General features: G+C 54.7%; 20 protein-coding genes and 1 pseudogene. 19 read left to right on the forward strand and 2 right to left on the reverse strand.

Going from position 1 to position 19,661, the window contains the following annotated elements; translation table 11 throughout:
- The first annotated feature begins 19 nt into the window (after positions 1–19).
- The 17 genes and pseudogenes from D7M11_RS08895 to D7M11_RS08975 all read left to right on the forward strand — a co-directional run bounded on the left by D7M11_RS08895 (position 20) and on the right by D7M11_RS08975 (position 16,726).
- On the forward strand, positions 20–442 hold the full coding sequence (locus D7M11_RS08895; RefSeq protein WP_120746849.1) for a MarR family winged helix-turn-helix transcriptional regulator: 423 nt from the start codon (positions 20–22) through the stop codon (positions 440–442).
- Positions 443–667: 225 nt separating this feature from the next.
- Positions 668–1,684: an NAD-dependent epimerase/dehydratase family protein gene (locus tag D7M11_RS08900; RefSeq protein WP_120746850.1), complete on the forward strand. Its 1,017-nt coding sequence runs from the start codon at positions 668–670 to the stop codon at positions 1,682–1,684.
- Positions 1,685–1,687: 3 nt separating this feature from the next.
- On the forward strand, positions 1,688–2,755 hold the full coding sequence (locus D7M11_RS08905; RefSeq protein ID WP_120746851.1) for a dihydrodipicolinate synthase family protein: 1,068 nt from the start codon (positions 1,688–1,690) through the stop codon (positions 2,753–2,755).
- A 99-nt stretch (positions 2,756–2,854) separates the two neighbouring features.
- On the forward strand, positions 2,855–3,541 hold the full coding sequence (gene sdaAB / locus D7M11_RS08910) for an L-serine ammonia-lyase, iron-sulfur-dependent subunit beta (protein ID WP_120746852.1): 687 nt from the start codon (positions 2,855–2,857) through the stop codon (positions 3,539–3,541).
- Positions 3,538–4,515: an L-serine ammonia-lyase, iron-sulfur-dependent, subunit alpha gene (gene sdaAA, locus D7M11_RS08915; protein WP_120746853.1), complete on the forward strand. Its 978-nt coding sequence runs from the start codon at positions 3,538–3,540 to the stop codon at positions 4,513–4,515. Before sdaAB ends, sdaAA begins: the two co-directional genes overlap by 4 nt.
- Positions 4,516–4,694: 179 nt before the next feature.
- The gene (locus D7M11_RS08920; protein WP_120746854.1) at positions 4,695–5,882 is read left to right on the forward strand and encodes a M20 metallopeptidase family protein; all 1,188 of its coding nucleotides are present in this window, start codon (positions 4,695–4,697) and stop codon (positions 5,880–5,882) included.
- A gap of 98 nt (positions 5,883–5,980) precedes the next feature.
- On the forward strand, positions 5,981–7,327 hold the full coding sequence (locus tag D7M11_RS08925; protein ID WP_120746855.1) for a helix-turn-helix domain-containing protein: 1,347 nt from the start codon (positions 5,981–5,983) through the stop codon (positions 7,325–7,327).
- Positions 7,328–7,529: 202 nt separating this feature from the next.
- Complete coding sequence (locus D7M11_RS08930; protein ID WP_120746856.1) at positions 7,530–8,435, forward strand: Gfo/Idh/MocA family protein; 906 nt, start codon at positions 7,530–7,532, stop codon at positions 8,433–8,435.
- Positions 8,436–8,838: 403 nt separating this feature from the next.
- A complete protein-coding gene (locus D7M11_RS08935; protein WP_240041017.1) occupies positions 8,839–9,888 on the forward strand; it encodes an alpha/beta hydrolase family protein in 1,050 nt (349 codons plus the stop codon).
- A gap of 51 nt (positions 9,889–9,939) precedes the next feature.
- Positions 9,940–11,040 carry a hypothetical protein gene (locus tag D7M11_RS08940; RefSeq protein WP_147433412.1) on the forward strand — a complete coding sequence of 367 codons (1,101 nt, stop codon included), beginning with the start codon at positions 9,940–9,942 and terminating at the stop codon, positions 11,038–11,040.
- Between the two features lie 92 nt (positions 11,041–11,132).
- Complete coding sequence (locus tag D7M11_RS08945) at positions 11,133–11,519, forward strand: YmaF family protein (RefSeq protein WP_158606522.1); 387 nt, start codon at positions 11,133–11,135, stop codon at positions 11,517–11,519.
- Positions 11,520–11,750: 231 nt separating this feature from the next.
- The gene (locus D7M11_RS08950) at positions 11,751–12,548 is read left to right on the forward strand and encodes a PSP1 domain-containing protein (RefSeq protein ID WP_120746860.1); all 798 of its coding nucleotides are present in this window, start codon (positions 11,751–11,753) and stop codon (positions 12,546–12,548) included.
- Positions 12,549–12,780: 232 nt separating this feature from the next.
- Positions 12,781–13,296 (forward strand): annotated as a pseudogene (locus tag D7M11_RS08955) (Rpn family recombination-promoting nuclease/putative transposase); the annotation flags it as partial.
- A 130-nt stretch (positions 13,297–13,426) separates the two neighbouring features.
- Positions 13,427–13,927 (forward strand): DinB family protein, encoded by a 501-nt coding sequence (locus D7M11_RS08960; protein ID WP_158606523.1) that lies wholly within the window; start codon positions 13,427–13,429, stop codon positions 13,925–13,927.
- Between the two features lie 158 nt (positions 13,928–14,085).
- Positions 14,086–14,637: a GNAT family N-acetyltransferase gene (locus D7M11_RS08965; protein WP_120746863.1), complete on the forward strand. Its 552-nt coding sequence runs from the start codon at positions 14,086–14,088 to the stop codon at positions 14,635–14,637.
- Positions 14,634–15,692, forward strand: coding sequence for a phosphotransferase family protein (locus D7M11_RS08970; protein WP_120746864.1), 1,059 nt, complete (start codon positions 14,634–14,636; stop codon positions 15,690–15,692). The genes D7M11_RS08965 and D7M11_RS08970 overlap by 4 nt, the downstream gene beginning before the upstream one ends.
- A gap of 44 nt (positions 15,693–15,736) precedes the next feature.
- The gene (locus D7M11_RS08975; RefSeq protein ID WP_120746865.1) at positions 15,737–16,726 is read left to right on the forward strand and encodes a P-loop NTPase family protein; all 990 of its coding nucleotides are present in this window, start codon (positions 15,737–15,739) and stop codon (positions 16,724–16,726) included.
- 190 nt (positions 16,727–16,916) lie between these two features.
- On the opposite strand, the gene D7M11_RS08980 is transcribed toward D7M11_RS08975, so the two are convergent.
- Both D7M11_RS08980 and D7M11_RS08985 read right to left on the reverse strand, forming a co-directional pair.
- Entirely contained in the window at positions 16,917–17,183 is a 267-nt protein-coding gene (locus D7M11_RS08980) for a CD3324 family protein (RefSeq protein ID WP_120746866.1), read from the reverse strand.
- A complete protein-coding gene (locus D7M11_RS08985; RefSeq protein ID WP_193556151.1) occupies positions 17,180–18,139 on the reverse strand; it encodes a hypothetical protein in 960 nt (319 codons plus the stop codon). Before D7M11_RS08985 ends, D7M11_RS08980 begins: the two co-directional genes overlap by 4 nt.
- A 135-nt stretch (positions 18,140–18,274) precedes the next feature.
- Between D7M11_RS08985 and D7M11_RS08990 the strand changes: the two genes are divergently transcribed.
- The gene (locus D7M11_RS08990; protein ID WP_205127042.1) at positions 18,275–19,180 is read left to right on the forward strand and encodes an aminoglycoside phosphotransferase family protein; all 906 of its coding nucleotides are present in this window, start codon (positions 18,275–18,277) and stop codon (positions 19,178–19,180) included.
- 42 nt (positions 19,181–19,222) lie between these two features.
- On the forward strand, positions 19,223–19,645 hold the full coding sequence (locus D7M11_RS08995) for a GNAT family N-acetyltransferase (protein ID WP_120746868.1): 423 nt from the start codon (positions 19,223–19,225) through the stop codon (positions 19,643–19,645).
- Positions 19,646–19,661: the final 16 nt, after the last annotated feature.

Here is a 19,661-nt window from a genome sequence, read left to right on the forward strand (position 1 = left end):
GAATGGAGGGAGAAGGCCGATGATGCCGGATCGGGCGCAATATGCCGAACGTATGGTTGTGGCAATGGAATCGTTCAGGAGAAAATGGACTCAGATTATGTCCGCCCGGCCTGGTTACGGGCTCACGCCTCCGCAGCATTTCATGCTGCTGCTGATCCGGGAGCAAGGCCCGTGCAGGGTGACTGCTCTCTCCGAGCGAATGGAGGTGAAGCCAAGCGCGATTACGTCCATGATCGACCGAATGGTTGCCCACCAGTTTGTCGATCGCCGTCCGGACGAGAAGGACCGCCGCGTTGTGCAGATCTATTTGACCGAACAGGGAAAGCAGGTACTGGCGCAGCTCGATGCGATGCGGAAACGGACGATGGCGCAATGGTTCGAAAGCATCGATGCAGGCGAAGCGGAGCAGTTTTTGGCGATACTCGAAAAGCTCGCAAAATGAGACAATTTATGGACAAGACCGATTAATCCCACGGCGGTCCTACTCCGGTAACATACAGGTTTAAGTAATCGACTTTTGCGCTATGCCGCACAGGTCGCGTTTTCCGCAGTTTCAGCTATGTAAGCGGTTCTTATGGACATTTTATAGACTTGTCTTTTATTTCGCGTATCGCTTAAGCTTAGGTAGGAAGCAATTCATCCATTCCGATACGCGAAGGGAGCAATTATGAAAACTATTGCGGAATTAGAAGCGAAACTGGCACAGCCTTCCGAGGCTCTTGTTAAGGACATTGCGGCAATCGACGGGGATATTATGCTGCTCGGCATCGGGGGCAAGATGGGCCCGAGTCTTGCGAGACTGGCTCAAAATGCGCTGAAGGAAGCGGGCGTCAGCAAAAAAATATACGGCGCGTCGCGCTTCTCCGACAAAGAGCTGAAAGCCGAGCTCGAAGCGGACGGCATCGAAACGATCAAGGTCGATTTGTTGAACGACAACGAGCTGCAGCAGCTTCCTGACGTCAAAAACGTCATTTACATGGCCGGCAACAAATTCGGCACAACCGGCAACGAGCATTTTACGTGGGCGATGAACGCTTACTTGCCGGGCCGCGTTGCGGAGAAGTACAGAAACTCCCGCATCGTCGTGTTTTCGACGGGCAACGTTTATCCGCTGACTCCAGTTCTATCCGGCGGAGCGACGGAGAGCACGCCTCCGGGAGCGAACGGCGAATACGGCATGTCCTGCCTCGGCCGCGAGCGCGTATTCGAAAGCTTCTCGCACCGGTACGACATTCCGATGGCGATTTACCGTTTGAACTACGCGATCGATCTCCGCTACGGCGTTTTGCTGGAAATCGCCAAGTCGGTGAAGGCGGGTCTTCCGGTCGACGTTTCGATGGGACATTTCAACGTTGTATGGCAGGGCGACGCCAACGAATGGGCGATTCGCTGTCTGAACGTGTGCAGCACGCCACCGGCCGTCTTTAACATGTCCGGTCCGGAAACGCTGTCGATGCGCTGGGTTGCCCACGAATTTGCGAAGCGGCTCGGCACGGAAGCGAACATCGTCGGACAGGAAGCCGATACGGCGCTCCTCAGCAACTGCTCGAAGGCGCATAAAACGTTCGGATATCCGCGCGTAAGCACGCTGCAAATGATCGACTGGATCGCAGAGTGGGTGGATCAAGGCGGCCAAACGTGGAACAAGCCGACCCACTTCCAGGAAAGAGAGGGGAAATATTAAGCGATGAGCCGCAAACCTTTAAGCCCCGAGCAAATAAAGGCACTGCACGACGGACTCGTGATCCCCGCCCAGCCGCTTGCGCTTACCGAAGAGCGGAAGCTGGACGAAAAGCATCAGCGGGCGCTTACCCGTTACTATATCGCGGCGGGCGCGGGCGGCGTAGCCGTCGGCGTTCACTCGACCCAATTCGAAATCCGCGAGCCGCAGCATAATTTGTACGAGCCGGTGCTTCGCCTCGCTGCCGAAGAGGTAGACCGGGCCGGACTGGATCGTCCGTTCATTAAGGTGGCCGGTATTTGCGGGCCGACCGAGCAGGCGCTCCGCGAAGTGGATATCGCCGTCAGACTTGGCTATGACGCCGGTCTCGTCAGCATGGGCGGACTGAAGGAATGGACCGAGGAGCAGCATCTGGAGCGCATTCGCGCGGTTGCGGAGAAAATGCCGGTCATCGGCTTTTACTTGCAGCCTTCGGTCGGAGGACGCATTTTCAGCTACGACTTCTGGCGGCAATTGGCCGATATCGACGGCGTCGTGGCGATCAAGATGGCTCCGTTCAACCGGTACCAGACGATCGACGTCGTTCGCGCCGTCGCTTCCTCCAGCCGCAGCGACGAAATCGCGCTGTACACGGGTAATGACGACAATATCGTGAACGACCTGCTTACGACGTACCGGTTCACGATCGGCGGCAAGAAGGTCGAGAAGAAAATCGTCGGCGGCTTGCTCGGCCATTGGTGCGTCTGGACAAAGAAAGCGGTAGAGCTGCTTGAGGAAGTGAAGCAGGTGCGCGACAGCGCCACGATCTCATCCGAATGGCTCACCCGCAACATCGAAGTGACGGAAACGAACGCCGCCTTCTTCGATCCGGCCCATAACTTCGCGGGCTGCATTCCGGGCATTCACGAGGTGCTTCGCCGCCAAGGGCTGATGAAGGGCACGTGGTGCCTCAATCCGCATGAAGTGATGTCTCCCGGCCAGTCCGAGGAGATCGACCGGATGTACCGCGAGTACCCGCATTTGAACGACGACGACTTCGTTCGCGAGCACTTGAACGAATGGCTTGCCGACTGACATAATAAGGATAGCGGACAGTGAACACGCTGTCCGTTTTTGTCCGTTTGGAATACAATATTAGCAGGACGATAGAGCGGAATGAGGGGTCAGCTAAACATGCGATTCAAAGACGTTTTTTCGATCATCGGTCCGGCTATGGTCGGACCGTCGAGCTCGCACACGGCGGGGGCGGTCCGGATCGGGCGCGTCGCGCGCCATATTCTCGGCGATTTGCCGGAGAAGGCGGACATTTTGTTTTACGGATCTTTCGCGGATACGTATCGCGGCCATGGCACAGATCTTGCCATCGTGGGCGGCTTGCTCGATTTCGATACGGACGATCCGCGCATCCCCTCTTCGCTCGCCATTGCCGAGCAGCTTGGCGTCGAGATCAACTTTGCACCGGGAAAGGGCCAGTTTCCGCACCCGAATACGGCGAAAATTATCGCCCGCCGGGGGGAGAGGGAAATTACTGTCATCGGCGCTTCGATCGGCGGCGGCAATATCGAAATGCTCGGCGTAAATGAATTCGATGTCAAGTTTACGGCCATGTATCCCACTTTGATATTGTTCCATAACGACCGGCCGGGCATGATCGCCGATGCGACCCGTGTGCTCAGCCGCGAGAACGTAAATATCGGACATATGTCGGTCGACCGGAAAGGGCGAAGCGGCGAAGCGCTCACCGTGATCGATACCGACAATTCGCTGACGGACGACATCATCCGGGAAATCGCCGGCTTGGACACGGTTCGCGATGTAAGGCTTGTCGATTTGACGGCGGGAGGGGGCAGACCATCATGAGATTTCGCACGCTGGAACAACTCGTCCTGCTATGCGAGCAAGAGCAAAAATCGCTGGGCCGGCTCATGCTGGAGGAACAGGCGAAGGAATCCGGCAAGGACGAACGTGAAGAATTTGCCAAAATGGCCGCTTATTACGATATTATGAAGGAAGCGGTCCGCAAGGGCTTAACCGAGGACACGACCTCCCGCAGCGGCTTGACCGGCCGCGACGCGCAGCGCGTTGCGAGCTATATGGAAGCGAATGAAACGGCGGTCGGCCCCATCGCCGCCGAAGCGATGGCGAATGCGCTGGCCGTCTCGGAAGTAAACGCCTCGATGGGACGTATTATCGCCACGCCGACCGCCGGCTCCTGCGGCATTATCCCCGGCGTATTCGTCAGCAGCCAGAAGCGGTTCGGCTGGGATGACGAGAAGATGACGTACGCGTTGTTCGCCGCCGGAGCGATCGGTTATGTGATTGCGAACAATTCGTTCGTCTCCGGCGCGGAAGGCGGCTGCCAGGCGGAGGTCGGATCGGCGATCGGCATGGCGGCCGGGGCGATGACGGAGCTGCGCGGCGGAACGCCGTCGCAGGTCGCTCACGCCGTCGGTCTGGCGCTGAAAAATACGCTCGGTCTCATCTGCGATCCGGTAGGCGGACTCGTGGAAATTCCGTGCATCGTGCGCAATGGCTTCGGCGCGGTCAACGCGCTTGCGGCGGCGGATATGGCGCTTGCCGGCGTTCGCAGCGTCATTCCTTCGGACGAGGTGATTCAGGTGATGCTGGAGGTTGGCACGAGCATGCCGGAGAAGCACCGCGAAACGGCGAAAGGCGGGCTTGCGCAAACGCCGACGGGCAAAAAAATTATGGACCAGCTGTATCGGAACGGATCGCAAAAGAAAACGTCGGCACCGACGCCTGCGGCCGCATCCGCGGAAGTTTCCGACGGCTCGCTTACAGCCCGTTTGTCGGATGAAACGGAGAAGATGTAAACTAACGAAGCGGATTGTCCGAGGGGAATTTCAGGGGTTTGTTCTTGCGAGGGAATACCGGGCTATAAAGGAGGACGGCGATTGCAGGCAAGCGGCGCCGCCGTCCCTATGCGTGATTCGTCCGGGCAGGAGGAGTCTTGCATGTTTTCGGGAATACATTAGGAGGGGGATTATAATATATGGGACAAGCATCCGCGTTTCAGCCGCTGCTTGAGGCAGGCAAGCGATTGGAGCAAGAGCTCATCTCGTTTCGGCGCGATTTGCACCGTTACCCCGAGCTGAGCATGGAGGAGTCGGAGACGGCTGCGAAGGTTGCCGACCGCTTACGGGCGCTGGGCAACGACGTGAAGACCGGCGTCGGAGGACACGGCGTAGTAGCCGAACTGGCAGGAGCAAAGCCGGGACGACTGATCGCGCTGCGCGCCGATATGGATGCGCTTCCGATCATGGAGGAAAGCGGCGAGCCGTTCGCATCCACCCGGCCGGGCGTCATGCACGCCTGCGGCCACGATGCGCATACGGCCATCCTGCTCGGAGCGGCAACCTTGCTGGCGGAGCGGAAGGAGCAGCTTTCGGGCCGCGTGCGCTTCCTGTTCCAGTCGGCCGAGGAGATCAACCGGGGCGCCCGGCTCATGATCGAGCAGGGCGTTCTGGACGGCGTCGACGAAATATACGGGCTGCACAATTTGCCGACGCTCGCGGCAGGCAAAGTTGCGACGCGTTACGGCTCGCTGATGGGCTCCGTGGACCGCATCGAAATAGCGCTGACCGGCAAGGGCGGACACGGCGCCATTCCGGATCAGAGCATCGACCCGGTCGTAGCCGCATCGGCTATCGTGATGGGGCTTCAGTCTGCGGTAAGCCGGGAAATATCTCCGTTCGATCCGGTCGTCGTGACGATCGGCAGCCTGCAAGCCGGCGATACGTACAACGTGATTCCGCACCGGTCCTCGCTCGTCGGAACGATTCGCACGTTCTCGCCGAACGTTCAAGCGTCCATGAAGGAACGGGTTACCCGAATCGCCGGAAAGATCGCGGAGGCGTACCGCTGCACCGCGGTGGTCGAGTATACGGAAATGACCCCCGTGCTCGTCAGCGATGATGACTGCGTATCCCACGTTATACGTACCGTAGAGGAAACGATCGGAGAGGACAACCGGGTCGAGGCCGCGCCGACACTGGCCGGCGAAGACTTCTCGCTGTACTTGCAGCGAGTGCCGGGCTGCTTTTTCTGGCTCGGCTCCGGACCGCAGGAAGGGGCGGAGCAATCGTACGGTCTGCATCATCCGAAGTTTCGCATCCAAGAGTCGTGTCTGCCGCTCGGAGCTTCCCTGCTCGCGGCTGTCGCGGCGAACCGTTTGAAATAGCGGGGAACAGAATAGGCGCTCTGCCAAGCCGCATGATCTTCGGAGCATGTTTTCCAGCTTGCAGGCGCATCTAAAATGTCACATCTGGAGGCTGAACCATGGCCGAAACGAACATAGCTCCGATCGCCAAAGGTATCGCCATCGGGATCATCGGGCCCGAGCCGCTCGTCGAAAAAATGAACCATTGCCTGAAAGGCTTCCCGTCATTCGATCCGATCACCCGCGCATACAGTCTCGAGGACGAAGCGCCCGAGCTGGCCCGCGAGCTGATGGATCATGTGGAAGTGCTGCTTTTTTCCGGACCGGTTCCCTACAGGCTTGCTGTCGAACGGCTAAGCTTCAAAATCCCGGTTCACTACGTGCGCCTGTCGGGCACCGGCCTGTACCGGGCGCTGTACCGGATCGGGCGGCGGAACGGATTAACGGAGCTGTCCGTCGACACGTTGTCCAAACAGTCGCTGGAGCAGGCATTCCGCGAGCTGGGGGAGACCTACCAAGGAACGGTTCACTATCCGGGCTCGGAATTCGAATCGAAGGAAGCCTTGATCGACTTCCACGCGGAGCAGTACCGCTTAGGCAAGGCGAAGGCGGCGCTGACGAGCGTCGGCTCCGTATCCGCCGCGCTTTCGGAGCTGGGGATTCCGAACGAATGGGTGCTGCCGACTGATCAGGACATCATCGTCGCGCTGGAACGATCGCTGTTGTCGTCGGAGACGCGGCGCAGCAAGGAATCGCAGATCGTCGTCGGGTTTATTCATGTGGACGAGTTCGACCGGCTGGCCAAAAAGAAAACGTCCGAGCATGAAGTGCAGCGGCTAAAGCTCGATATTCACCGGATGCTGCTTGGTTATGTGGAGTCGCTCGACGGCCATCTGACTCATCTGGGCGGAAACGAATATTTGTTCATTACGACCCGCGGCATATTTGAGCGGGAAACCGGCGGCTACAAATCGATCCCGCTGGCTCGCGTCGTAGAAAAATATTACGGCCTGAGCTTAAGCATCGGCATCGGCTTCGGCCGTTCGGCCAACGAGGCCGGCACGCACGCCAGGCTGGCGCTGCGCAATTCGAAGGAGAGCGGCGGCGACATCTGCTTCATCGTGCGCGAGGATAAAAGCGTAATTGGACCGCTCGAGATGACCCAGCCGCACGAGTACGACTTGTCGCTGATCGACGCCAACCTGCTGAAGCGCGCCGAGGAGGCGGGGCTGACGTCCGGCTATTTAAGCAAGCTGGTCGCCCATGTGACGAGATTCGGTAAAACGGACTACACGGCGCAGGAGCTGGCGAACGTGCTCGACGTTACCGTTCGCAGCACGCACCGGTTTTTGCTTGCCTGGCTCGATTCCGGCCTGATCGACATCATCGGCGAGGAGAAGGGCAAGTCGAAAGGGCGGCCGAAGCAAATATACCGGCTGTCGTTTTTGAGCGAGCTCGTCCGGTAAGTCGGCGGTTTTGATCTGGCGCAAGTGAAAGATCGAAAAAAAAGGCGAACGGGATCGTAAGAAAAGGCAATATTTCCGCAGCCTCTCTTTGGTATAGTTACTTAAGAGAACGAGGCTTCCTTACCCGCATTGTAGCTCTGGCTTCACTTTGCGGGGATATTTTGCGAAGTGTCGGAACGTTAAACGAAGGAGGTGCGTTCCTTTGTCGAACGCATTGAGAATCGGGATTATCGGACTCGATACGTCCCATGTTACCGCTTTTACCCAACTGTTAAATGATCCGGCCCAAACGTATCATGTGCCCGGCGGCAAAGTTGTTGTTGCGTTTCCGGGAGGCTCTCCCGACTTCGCGCTAAGCATTTCGCGCGTACAAGGGTTCACGGACAAGCTTCGCGACGAGCATGGCGTACAAATCGTCGACTCGGTGGAGCAAGTAGCCGAGCAAAGCGATGCGATTCTGCTTGAGTCGGTCGACGGACGTGTGCATTTGGAGCAGTTTGCCAAAATTGCGCCGTATGGCAAGCCGGTATTTATCGATAAGCCGCTCGCCGTATCGTCGGAGGACGCGAAGCAAATCGCCGCACTTGCGGCCAAGCATGGCATCGCGGTCATGAGTACGTCGGCGCTTCGTTACGCCGAAGGATTGTCCGAGGTACTCCGTAACGGTGAGAAAGGCGCGGTTATCGGCGTCGATGCGTACGGGCCGATGGCGATTGAGCCTACGCAGCCGGGTTATTTCTGGTATGGCATCCATACCGTCGAGATGGTATTTGCCGTCCTTGGTAAAGATTGCGTCGACGTGACCGTCACGACGAACGACGATTACGACGTGATCGTCGGACGCTGGGCGGATGGCCGGATCGCTACGGTGCGGGGCAACCGGAAGGGCAACAATGCGTTCGGTGCCGTCGTGCATCGCGAGAAGGGCAGCCAATTCGTCGACATTTATTCGCATTCGAAGCCGTATTATGCGAGCCTGCTGGAGCGGATCGTGCCGATGTTCAAGGGAGAAGGCGCGGCAATCGATTTTGCGGAAACGATCGCGGTCATCCGGTTTATCGAAGCGGCCAACGAAAGCCGCGAGCACGGCAACACCGTGGCTCTGTAACGTAACGCTGGGAGAGGACGGGCGAAGATCGAAGCCCGCCCTCTTTTTTTCTTCATTCAACTCGATAGCGGTCTTTTGGACACGCTAAATGAACTTGACTCAGGAGTCGTACAGGGATAGAGGTCTTTATGGACGCTTATTTTTACTTAAATGGTTTCTCGTGGCTGTTTCGGGTGGAATAGGAGTCTCTAACACATTCTATTTTTCCAAAACTAGTATTTATCGTCGAAATAAGAGACTCTAGAGACTGCTATATGCAGTAATTCCGGCAAGTCTGAAGGAATGTAGCTTGACTTGTATATCAAATAGATTTAGTTTAATAGTAGCTGCGTAGATAGCCTAAAAGACGATTGTTATGCATACATGTATATATCATGAATATAACTGGGGAGGGCGCTCTCGCGTGGGTTACACACTGGAGCAGTTGAAGCGTGACGGTATACCGAAGCTGCTGAACGGCATTGCCGACCGGGACGGTTGGGAAGCGAAGCGGAAGGAGATCAAGGCCCGCTGGGAGGCGTTTATCGGCGGCTTGCCCGAACTGGTTCCGCTAAGGTATGACGTACTGGCAGAGGAAGAGGAGGAAAGGCACAGGCGTGTGCATCTGCGTTACGATACGGCTTACGGCGATTCCGTAACCGCTTTCCTGTTGATTCCGAAAGACGGCCTGCGGAATGCAGACGGTAAAATGCCTGCCATCATGGCGCTGCATCAGACGGCGAATGAAGGCAAAGCCGAAATCTGTCTGCCGACGGGCAAGAAAAACCGGCGTTACGGCTACGAGCTGGCGAACCGGGGCTATGTCGTGCTTGCGCCGGATACGATCACGGCCGGAGAGCGCGTCTACGAGGGAGCATCGCCGTTTCAGACCGCTCCCTTTTACGAGAAGTACCCTGAATGGTCGGCCGTCGCCAAAATGATCGCCGATCATCGGCAGGGCATCGACCTGCTCGTTTCGCTGGAGGAGGTGGATGCGGCGAATATCGGCGCGATCGGCCATTCTCTCGGCGGCTATAACGCGTTTTTCCTCGCGGGCGCGGATGAGCGTATCCGGGCCGTCGTCTCCAGCTGCGGCTTCGCGACATTCACGGGAGACGAGAAGCCGAACCGGTGGGGGAGGCGCGACTGGTTTTCGCACATCCCGGCCGTTACCGACGAGCTGGAGCAGGGGCGGGTGCCGTTCGAATGGCACGAGATCGCCGCGCTTGCGGCGCCGACGCCTTTCTTCAACTGGAGCGGCCAAGCGGATGCAATATTCCCGCATTGGGAGCCGATTGCCGAGGCGATGCGGGATTTGCGCGGACTGTACGAATGGCTCGGAGAGCCGGAGCGGATGTTATCGCTGGACGGAACGAGCGGGCACGATTTCCCCACGCCTGTGCGGGCGGCCGCCTACGAATTTTTCGATATGTGGCTGCACGCCAGCTCGGTCACCGGGCAAACAGGAGAATAGAGATTGCGGCCGGAACCGATCCGGCGTTCGGACAAGGGGAGGCGCGAGCGAGTGATAGAACAGGTGACAACGAATCCGGACTGGAAGCTGCTGTTTCCGGTCGACGGGGACATGCTGAACGAGCGCGACGGGGACATTCGCGACGGCAGGCTGCATATTATCGTATCGATCGAGGCCCCGGACGGAAGCCTTTTGCGCGTAAATGGGGTTTCCGCACAGCGGGAGGAGGACGGGATTTATAAGGCTCCGGTATCGCTGGACGGCTACCGCAATGCGATTGTCGTCACCGAGGAGGTCTCTGGGCGCAGTGAAAGCCTGGAAGTCATCTGGCTGAAGCAGGCGTCATCCAAATACAGGCTTTCGCTGGACGACAACATTTGGTGCTTGAAGGACATTGCCGAGAACGCCCACGTGTACCGCTCTATTTTTGAAAATCCGTACTTGGCGCTGTACAAAGAGGCCCATGATACGTACGGAACGAAAGTCCATATCAATATTTACTACCAGACGGAGGGCTTCGACCTGTCGCAAATGCCGGACAAGTTCAAGGAGGAGTGGAAGGCGAATGCACACTGGCTGCGGTTGACGTTCCATGCGATGCAGAACGATCCGGACAAGCCTTACATCGCCGCTCCGGCGGAGGAAGTGATCCGGGACTGCGAGCGGGTGACAAGCGAGATTATCCGCTTCGCCGGCAAGGAACTGCTCGATCCGGTTACGACCATTCATTGGGGCGAGGCGACCCGCGAAAGCTGCAGGGCGCTGCGTAAGCTCGGCTTTCGCGGATTGGCGGGTTATTTCCGGTTCGGCGACGGGAAGCCGATTGTTTCGTATTATTTGGACGACGAGCAAACGGCGCATCTGGCAAAGCGGGATTTCTGGAAAGACCGCAGCGAGGATCTCGTTTTTATCAAAATCGATGCCGTGCTGGATAAGCTCGATGTGGAGCAGATCGTTCCGGAGCTTGACCGGCTGAAGGAGTCGCCGCACGAATCGGGCTTTATCGAGCTGCTCATTCACGAGCAATATTTTTATCCGTTTTATCGCGGTTATCAGCCGGAATACCGGAATAAAATTATGACCGCCGCCAAATGGGCGTCGGAGAACGGATACGAGCCCTCATTTTTGAGCGAAATCGGCCTGTTTGAATAACACAGATTCACGGCGTGTGGCCTTCTCCCCAAGAAAGTCTCCATTCATTCGCATACGCTGTACCATCTTTTCTGGAAAGGTTGATGGTACAGATGGCGAAAACGAGGCAAGGCAGGCAAGGCAGCGGCGGGCCCGTCCAATTTAAGCATCGCATGGAAGGTTTAACGTCGCGGGTGGAAGGCCATCAGCATGCTTTCGGCAATTTGACGGACTTGTTTATTCCGGAGGACGGCAGACACCGTCATAATTTCAGAGGAATTACGACAACGGCCGACGGGCACCGGCACACCTATTCGGGGCAAACGGGCCTTAACATCGGCAGGGGTCCGAACCATTTCCACCGTTTCCGGATTCAGACGAATATCACGGAAGGGCACCGTCATATCATATCCGGCAGAACGACGGGCCTAATCCGGCTCGGGACGAGGGTCGGACACCGGCTAATTATTGAGAAAGTCGTGCGTCAGCGCGTAAAATAATTAGCGTTATCGAGCGCCTGCAGGCTGCCGGAATGGATCCGGCAGCCTTTTTGTCGATGGATCTTAGGCCAATGCTCGATTCGGCTTTTATCTTTTACCGCAATAGCTCGTCGAAAGAAGGATTATATAAACTTGAATGGAATATATTTCATATGCTGGGTGCGGTTCTGATCGGCCGTTCGATCCAGCTTACTATAGACGAAGTAATTAGAGGGCAAAGGAGGAATCGGGTTGCTCTGCATTGTAGGGGTACGCTTCAAACGAGCGGGCAAAATCTTTTATTTCGACCCTGGCGACATGCAGGTGGAGAAAGATCAGTATGTCATCGTCGATACGGCACGCGGCCCAGAGTACGGGCAAATCGCGATCGGCCGAAAATTCGTGCAGGAAGCGGACGTCGTGCAGCCGCTTAAGCCGGTTATCCGGTTTGCCAGCAGCGCCGACCAGGAAGCCGTAACGCGAAATGAAGAGGACGCGCGCGTGGCTTTCGCCAAAAATGTCGACAAGTTCAAGGCGCTGAAAATGAAATTGGTCGATGCCGAGTGGACGTTCGACCGGAGCAAGCTGTTTTTTTACTACACAGCTGATAACCGCATCGACTTTCGCGAGCTGGTTAAAGTGCTCGTCGGCATGTATCGGACTCGCGTCGAGCTGAGGCATATCGGCGTTCGCGACGAGGCAAGAATGATCGGCGGAATCGGGCCTTGCGGCCGCGTGTTGTGCTGCTCCTCCTTCCTCGGCGAGCTGGAGCCGGTATCGATCAAGATGGCCAAAGATCAGCGGTTATCGCTGAACCCGGCGAAAATATCCGGACTTTGCGGCAAGCTGATGTGTTGTCTCCGATTTGAGCACGACAATTACGAACGATCGAACGAGGCGCTTCCCAAGATAGGCGCTTTGATCCAAACCGCATACGGACAGGCGAAAGTAATTGCAGTAAACGAAGCGAGCAATGTGATACACGTGAAAGTGCCGGACCATGACAAGCCAAAACAGCTGGAGCTGGACGATCCGAGCTTGAACTGGTAATCCGCGCGAGCGGGACGTTACTTCCGACTAGCGAAAACTAACGGTTCCTTGTGTCAGACGCGGGAACGATAGCCCCATAGGGAAAACGAAAAGCGAGGCTGCCGAATCGAATCGAATCGGCAGTCTTGTTTTCATGTAATGAGACCATTTTGGAGCAGTATTATGGTAATATTTACAAAAGGGAACACTTGTTCTAAAATTGAGAGACCACTGTTTTTAGCGTTTGGTATGCAACTGCCTGCCGGGTAACCGTTACCACAATGTGTATCATCTACGGGAGGATCATACCGGAATTGCCCTTATAGACGATATTGAAATCCATGTGATGGAACTGACGAAGCTTGATCGGCAGTTCGTCCCTTCGGACGAAGGCGGCTTGACCAACTGGCTGCTGTTTCTGAAAGGCGTAGATAAATCAAACTGGGAGGTGCTGACCATGAAAGAGCCCATGCTGAAAAAAGCGATGGATACGCTGGAGTTTTTGAGCCAGGATACCGCGGCTCGTATGGCTTATGACGCTCGAATGAAGGCACTCAGCGACGAAAAATCGCGTATGGAAGGAGCGATGGCTGCAGGGAGAGCGAAAGGGCTTGAGGAAGGTAAGGCAGAGGGCAAGGAGGAAGGTAAGGCTGAAGCAAAGGCCGAGACAGCAGCCAAGCTGCTTGCAATGGGTATCGAAGTGGAAACCATTGCAAAAGCAACCGGCATGTCGGTCGAGGACATTAAGAAATTGCGCCCGCTTCGGTGAGCGGATCGGGCAATGAGTAGAATTATGGTCGAATCATCTCAGAGGCTGCCCCAATTAGGAGCGGCTTTCTTTTCCGGTATACACCGGGGCTGAGAAATAGAGTATGTCATTAATAAGGATGGTGGCCCAAATGGATACTACATTGGTACTGATCGATTTTCTGTTGAAAAAATACGCTGCGGAGAAGAAGGCGACGATGTACGTCATCGAACAGCTATCGGATGAAGACTTGATGTGGGCACCTGCGCAGGGGAGCAACAGTATTGCCAACTTGGTGGCGCATATAAGGGGAACCGTTCATCAGCGAATTGAAACCGTTTTCCTTGATGTTCCCGATTCGAGAGACCGGGATAAAGAATTCGAAAGCGGTTTGCAGCTATCAAAGGAACAGGCACTAAAGCTCATCGCGGACTCGTTTGACCGGATTATCGAAGTGCTGAAGCAGGCGAGCGAGAGGCCAGGGCTGTTGCTTGAGCGGCCTTATGCGGATTTGCCGCCGTTGACAAACAGCGGGGTCGACAATCAGGCTACTGTCCTTGAAATTTTGCTGCACCAATTCAGACATCTGCCCGCTCATACCGGACAAATCGTCTATATCGCCAAAATGAGAAAGGGCTCCATACAGTGGTAGCAAGCTTCCTGACCGCAGTCGGTGTGAACGGCTGCCTGCTTCCCCTTAGAGACGTATCGTTTAACTATCAACCAAACTTTCTGTTGCCCGCAGCTCCCCATTAAAGCAAGCTGGACCTATACAGCCGAAAGTGCGTCAAGCATGGGAGGGGCGACATAATGGTAAAGATCGAATCATTGAATGACTGTCCGGAGCGTCGAACGGAGCTTGCCGAGTATGTTGCCGAGAAGTGGCCAAACGTGATGAAGGCGGTGTTACCGCAAATAGAAGCGAGTCTGGTTGACGAGGAGCGTATGCCGTTTACGTTTTTGCTGCTCAAAACCGGCAAGCTGATCGGATTTTATCAGCTGGTCGAGCAGGATGCGGTGTGCCGCAAAGACTTATCGCCCTGGATTGCACCTTTGTTCATCGACCCGAGCGAACGCGGGCAGGCTTACGGCTCAGTACTGCTTGAGCATGCGAGATTAACCGCTGGGCGGCTCGGCTATCGTACCGTCTATTTGGCGACGGACCATATTCAGTATTACGAGAAATATGGCTTCAGGGAGATCGGGCTGGATCTTTTCGAATGGGGACGTCCAACCAAAATATACGAGCACGACACCTTGCGGGAAGCCGTAGGGGATAATGGAAATCCAGCAACTCCTGGAGCGGGCGGCAGCTCTGGCGGACTGGAGGGCTCCAAGCAGGAAGGCGGGACTACTTCGTGAGCGAGTTCCGGTATAGGGTGAATTTTGAGGCATTGTGTGAGAAGCTGCAGCTCGGCCAGTTGACGGGTACCCCGAAAGCTTTGCAGGGCGGGTTATTACACCGCATGTTCGCCGTCCAGACGAGCCTTGGCAAATATGCGGTGAAAGCGTTGAACCCGGAAATAATGAGCAGGCCTACGGCGATGCCGAACATGATCCGCTCGGAACAAATCGCCCATATTGCGGCTGCCGGAGGCATACCAGCGCTCCCGGCCAAACGATTTGGCGGCGCCTCGTTGCAGTGTTTGGACGATCAATTCTATCTCGTGTTCGATTGGTTGGAAGGCAGATGTTTGAAGCCGCATGAAATCCGCAGCACCCACTGCGAAATCATGGGCGCGATTTTCGCCGACCTGCATCGGACGGATTTTTCGGAGCTGGGTATAACGAAGCGGGAAGCGGCGCCTATCCAGCCGACCGACTGGAGCAGTTATGCACGGCAAGGGCGAGCGAATCGTTCCGTATGGGCCGATATGCTGCTGGACACTATGGATCAGCTGTATGAATGGAAGGAGAAAGCGATCCGGGCGGCGCAACTGCTTGCGGAAGACAACGTCATCAGTCATGGGGATTTGGACTCCAAAAATGTGATGTGGAATGGGGAAAAGCCCGTCCTCATTGACTGGGAAGCATCTGGGGCAATCCACCCGATGCAAAACTTGACCGAAACCGCCCTGTATTGGTCGGAAACGGAGTCGGGTGATCTCGACTGCGAGCGGTTATTCGCATTTCTGAGCGCTTACCGGCGTAGATTCGGGCCCTTTGATGCCGACTGGCCTATCGTGCTCGACTATAGTTTGCTAGGGTTGCTGGGCTGGCTGGAATACAGCTTGAAACGATCCCTATGGATCAATTGCACGGACGAGGAGGAACAGCGGCTCGGGACGGAGCAGGTTTCGGCTACGATCGCCTCCATCAAGCGCAATGCGGACAGGATGCCTGAAGTCGCGAGGCTACTGCGTGCCACGGGCGGATTAAATGAGCAGTTGTTCGCAACCGGATATGGCCGGAAATGACAGGAACCAAGAGCACAGAACGCTAGTATCCAGGAGGTGAGCACATGCACCGCACCAAGTTGATTATGGTTGAAGGTATTCCCGGTTCAGGAAAATCCACGACTGCACAATGGATATCGCATATGTTGGATCGCCAAGGGATCGCCCATAAATGGTGGTACGAAGAAGAGAAGGGGCACCCCGTATACATCTACAAGGATTACAACTCGATGCAACCCATTATTGACGAGCTGGCAAAGGGCAATTATCCATATTTAATAGACAGGGCTTTAAAGAGATGGCGCGAATTTGCGATGGATGTCCAATTAGCTCCACAGACGATTGTTGCAGACAGTTGCCTTTTCGGATATCTGACTTGGAGCTTATTTCCATATGAAGTCCCCAAGCAGGTGATTATTAGCTATGTTAAAGCGGTAGAGTCTATTATTCGGCCATTGAATCCGTATATGATCTACTTGTATCAAACGGATCTCGAGACCTCGCTTCGAAAAATTTGTGCTCGACGCGGAGGACATACAGAGGACCGTTTCGTTCGTGCTGCCACCCTGTCTCCCTACGGAGCATCCCGGGGACTGCTCGCATTTGAGGGAATGGTCATGTACTGGAGGGACTACCGCCATATGACGGATGAAATGTTTGAAGGCCTGGCCTGTCATAAACTGGCGATAGACAACTCCGAAGGGATTTGGGCCGAATACAATTGCATCATTTCGAAATTTTTAGGCATTAACAGTCACGAACAAGCTGCAATGGTTCCAGCAAAACTTCCGATTTGGGCCGGGACCTACCAGACCGAGCAGGAAAACAATCCGGTTTGTTCGATTCGAATGGAAGATGGGCATTTGATCGCAGATGGACTTCCCCACGCATGGCCGAGATCAACACTGCTCCCCGTATCAACCAATGTATTTCATGTTCAATCCTTGCCGCTTCAAATAGAATTTATTGAAGAGGAAGATAGGATTAAGATGCATTTGAAAGGGCCCGAGCTTCTAGGCGGTCCAGTTAGGTGTACGTTCACCAAAACATCTTGACTATGATTTGGAATACGCCGGGAGCTGCAAACAAGCGTTTTACGGGTGTTACATCACAACCACGTCTGCTGCATGGTGGACGAAATATTGCCGTTTACGCTTCTCCAATCGTTCGAACGGTGCGAAAGCCCGATAACGGAACGAAGCCAGCAAACAAAGGCAGCCGTAAACCCTTACAGCTGCCTTACCGCTACAGCTCTTCTCCGTATACGATAGACTCGATCCGCTCCAGGCTTAGGTGGAAAAGCTCCGCCAGCTTCTCCATGTCGATCCCGCTGCGGTACCGCCGTACGATATCCGCGTTCCTTTGGCGCAACTGCTCCCGACTCCCCGTGGAAGTTCCCCATGCTTTCCGCTCCGTGCATGGAATATATAAGTGTTTGCCCTGCACGTATTTTTGGATTTCTTCAATAAGCGATTGTGGGAGCACCTCTTTGGCATTTACGTACTTTTTCAATGTACGCTAACCCGTTTGCTCATCCGATTTTGTACCGAAGGAACGGAGCCTTGAAAATAAAAGCCTTCGGCGAAAAGCTCGAGAAGACAGTCATAATCCCGGGACGATACGCGGCCGCTGGCAAAGATGACGTCCAATTGCTTCATGGAGGCGATCACAGCCTGTATAAACCGCCGTTTTTCGTGACGATCGAGCCGGGCATTCGGCCGGAAATGGATGCCGGTTTGCCAAGCGCCGTATCCGTCATACGTTTTTCCGTTACCCTGATCCTTGAACTTACTCACCCGATAGTAGGCGATGCCCGTAATCGCCCCGCTACCCGGATCCTTCAACGTCAAAAACACATGGTCCGGCGTCAAGCTGCTGTAGGTCTCGCGAAATTCATCGGCGAGGTATTCTTCGCCATCATCGTTTAGTATACGAATAATATCGGTGATTTCCGCCAGGTTGGCCGGGTGGACGCCGTCAATGTTCAAGTGTTCCGGAGCGCTCCATTCGTCGACCTCGAGCTTGAGCAGCGCGTGGAAGTACGGATCGGCCCGAAACCCGTAACGTTCCCAGAACGTGATCTCGTCATTGCGAATTTGGCCCGGATCCAGTGTTATAAATCGGCCGATCCGCTGTCCGCCCTGAGCCTGGGTTACTTCCGAGCAGCGGTCGAGCAAAGGCTGCAGCGCTTCTTCATAACCCGATTCAAATCCTATGGAGAGCAGACCATTTTTACTGTTCTCGGATACATATACGCCGGCGAAAGCAACGATTCGTTCTTGATGCATCGATACGAACCCGCGATTCGCCGCCCAAGCGGCACGATCCTCTCCGAAAAATTGGCTGCGCAGATGTTCCGGCGTTGAGACGTAATGCGTTTTTTGATCGTTGCGCATTTGTCTGAGCGAGTTCTTGATCAGATCCCTGATACGGGAGAAATCGTCCGTATCCCGTAGTTCTCGTATCATCTCGGTGGACACTGTGAATCGCCTCCTCAGTTGGGTTAAGTTCAGTTTTACTCATTTTTCCATCACTTTCAACATTGAGAAACAGTATAAAATAGATTCGATGGCGTTGGTGATCAGGAAATAGGGGGCAATCAAGTGAGTTTAGTCCAGAATATTGTTGACGAGCTGTTCGATCCGTCTATCACGCATTGCGAAGAGTTGACTCATGGCTTTTCCGGCGCGAAAAAGTATGTACTCTATGCAGGTAACGTACCGAAGTACGTTTTGAAAGTTTACGGAATGGGACGAGCGGAGCGGCGTAAAGAGGAATTCGAATTGTTGCAGCGGCATGTCGATAACCAGGTAACCTGTCCAAAACCCGTCAAGTTCGGAAGCAATGAGGAGCACCAAGTTTGCTACATGATACTGGCTTATCTGGATGGAACGGGCGGGGACAAAGCCATACCCGGCAGGAGTGCAGAGGAACAGTACCTTCTGGGAGTTTTAGCGGGAAAGGAATTAAGAAAAATTCACCTCGTTTCTCCGTCGGTGCCGTTCGATTGGTACGGCAAACGGAAGGAGAAGTACAGGAGAAAAAGGGAGGAATGCAGGAAAGCCGGCCTTACCTTTTATCGGCAGGAGCTGATTGAGCCGTATATCGAGGACCATTTTCATATGTTAAAAGAGAGTTCGGTTTCGTTCCAGCATGACGATTTCCACCCTCAAAATATGATTGTAAACAACGACGGAGCTGTTTCGATTATTGATTTTGATTCTTTCGATTGGGGAGATCCGTGGGAGGAATTTTTCAAACTGCCCAAATATACGATACAGGTGAGCATCTCCTTTGCGAGGGGGCAAATAAACGGGTATTTTAACGGCATCATACCGGAGACGTTTTGGCCAAAATATAATTTGTTTGTCGCCTTGAACCAGCATGCCAGTCAATTAGGCGGCTTGGCTTATGGTAACCTGGCGTATGTCCAGGAGAGAACCCGGTACATTATCGACACGCATGACTTTAGGCACAATGGTGCTCCTGCATGGTTCGTTAACGAATAAATACATACTACCTGCGATTGCATTTTGGAAGGAGAGCTGCCTATGAACATCATTTACAGGAATGCAGCAATACAAGATGAAGAGGGAGTCTTTGTGTTGGCTAGGAGTCTAGCGACAAGTTACAACGTGAACAAGAAGGAGTTTTCTGCAATATTTGCAGATACGCTGGGCAACGCTAATGCCGATATTCTGATCGCAGAATGCAATACGGAGCTCATCGGCTATGTACTGGCATTCCATCATCCCGCATTTTATGCAAACGGTACTATAAGCTGGGTAGAGGAAATATTTGTTGCAGAACCGTACAGGAGAATGAGGGCAGGGCAAAAGTTAATGGAAATGGTGGAGAAACGGGCTGGGGAACGCGGGTCAAAACTTGTAGCCCTTGCAACAAGAAGAGCTGGCGATTTTTACAAGTCAATCGGTTATGCGGAATCGGCTCAGTACTTCAAGAAGACATTGTGAGCACAAAAGAGGACTA

It is taken from the genome of Paenibacillus ginsengarvi, from assembly GCF_003626695.1.
GTDB lineage: Bacteria > Bacillota > Bacilli > Paenibacillales > NBRC-103111 > Paenibacillus_AB > Paenibacillus_AB ginsengarvi.

What these genes read in the sequence shown, in the direction of transcription:
- D7M11_RS08925 (WP_120746855.1), top strand. Translation starts at nt 5,981, where the DNA reads ATGGCCGAAACGAACATAGCTCCGATCGCCAAAGGTATCGCCATCGGG.
- D7M11_RS08895 (WP_120746849.1), top strand. Translation starts at nt 20, where the DNA reads ATGATGCCGGATCGGGCGCAATATGCCGAACGTATGGTTGTGGCAATG.
- sdaAA (WP_120746853.1), top strand. Translation starts at nt 3,538, where the DNA reads ATGAGATTTCGCACGCTGGAACAACTCGTCCTGCTATGCGAGCAAGAG.
- D7M11_RS08905 (WP_120746851.1), top strand. Translation starts at nt 1,688, where the DNA reads ATGAGCCGCAAACCTTTAAGCCCCGAGCAAATAAAGGCACTGCACGAC.
- D7M11_RS08975 (WP_120746865.1), top strand. Translation starts at nt 15,737, where the DNA reads ATGCACCGCACCAAGTTGATTATGGTTGAAGGTATTCCCGGTTCAGGA.
- D7M11_RS08945 (WP_158606522.1), top strand. Translation starts at nt 11,133, where the DNA reads ATGGCGAAAACGAGGCAAGGCAGGCAAGGCAGCGGCGGGCCCGTCCAA.
- D7M11_RS08965 (WP_120746863.1), top strand. Translation starts at nt 14,086, where the DNA reads ATGGTAAAGATCGAATCATTGAATGACTGTCCGGAGCGTCGAACGGAG.
- D7M11_RS08985 (WP_193556151.1), bottom strand. Translation starts at nt 18,139, where the DNA reads ATGATACGAGAACTACGGGATACGGACGATTTCTCCCGTATCAGGGAT.
- D7M11_RS08900 (WP_120746850.1), top strand. Translation starts at nt 668, where the DNA reads ATGAAAACTATTGCGGAATTAGAAGCGAAACTGGCACAGCCTTCCGAG.
- D7M11_RS08960 (WP_158606523.1), top strand. Translation starts at nt 13,427, where the DNA reads ATGGATACTACATTGGTACTGATCGATTTTCTGTTGAAAAAATACGCT.
- D7M11_RS08995 (WP_120746868.1), top strand. Translation starts at nt 19,223, where the DNA reads ATGAACATCATTTACAGGAATGCAGCAATACAAGATGAAGAGGGAGTC.
- sdaAB (WP_120746852.1), top strand. Translation starts at nt 2,855, where the DNA reads ATGCGATTCAAAGACGTTTTTTCGATCATCGGTCCGGCTATGGTCGGA.
- D7M11_RS08920 (WP_120746854.1), top strand. Translation starts at nt 4,695, where the DNA reads ATGGGACAAGCATCCGCGTTTCAGCCGCTGCTTGAGGCAGGCAAGCGA.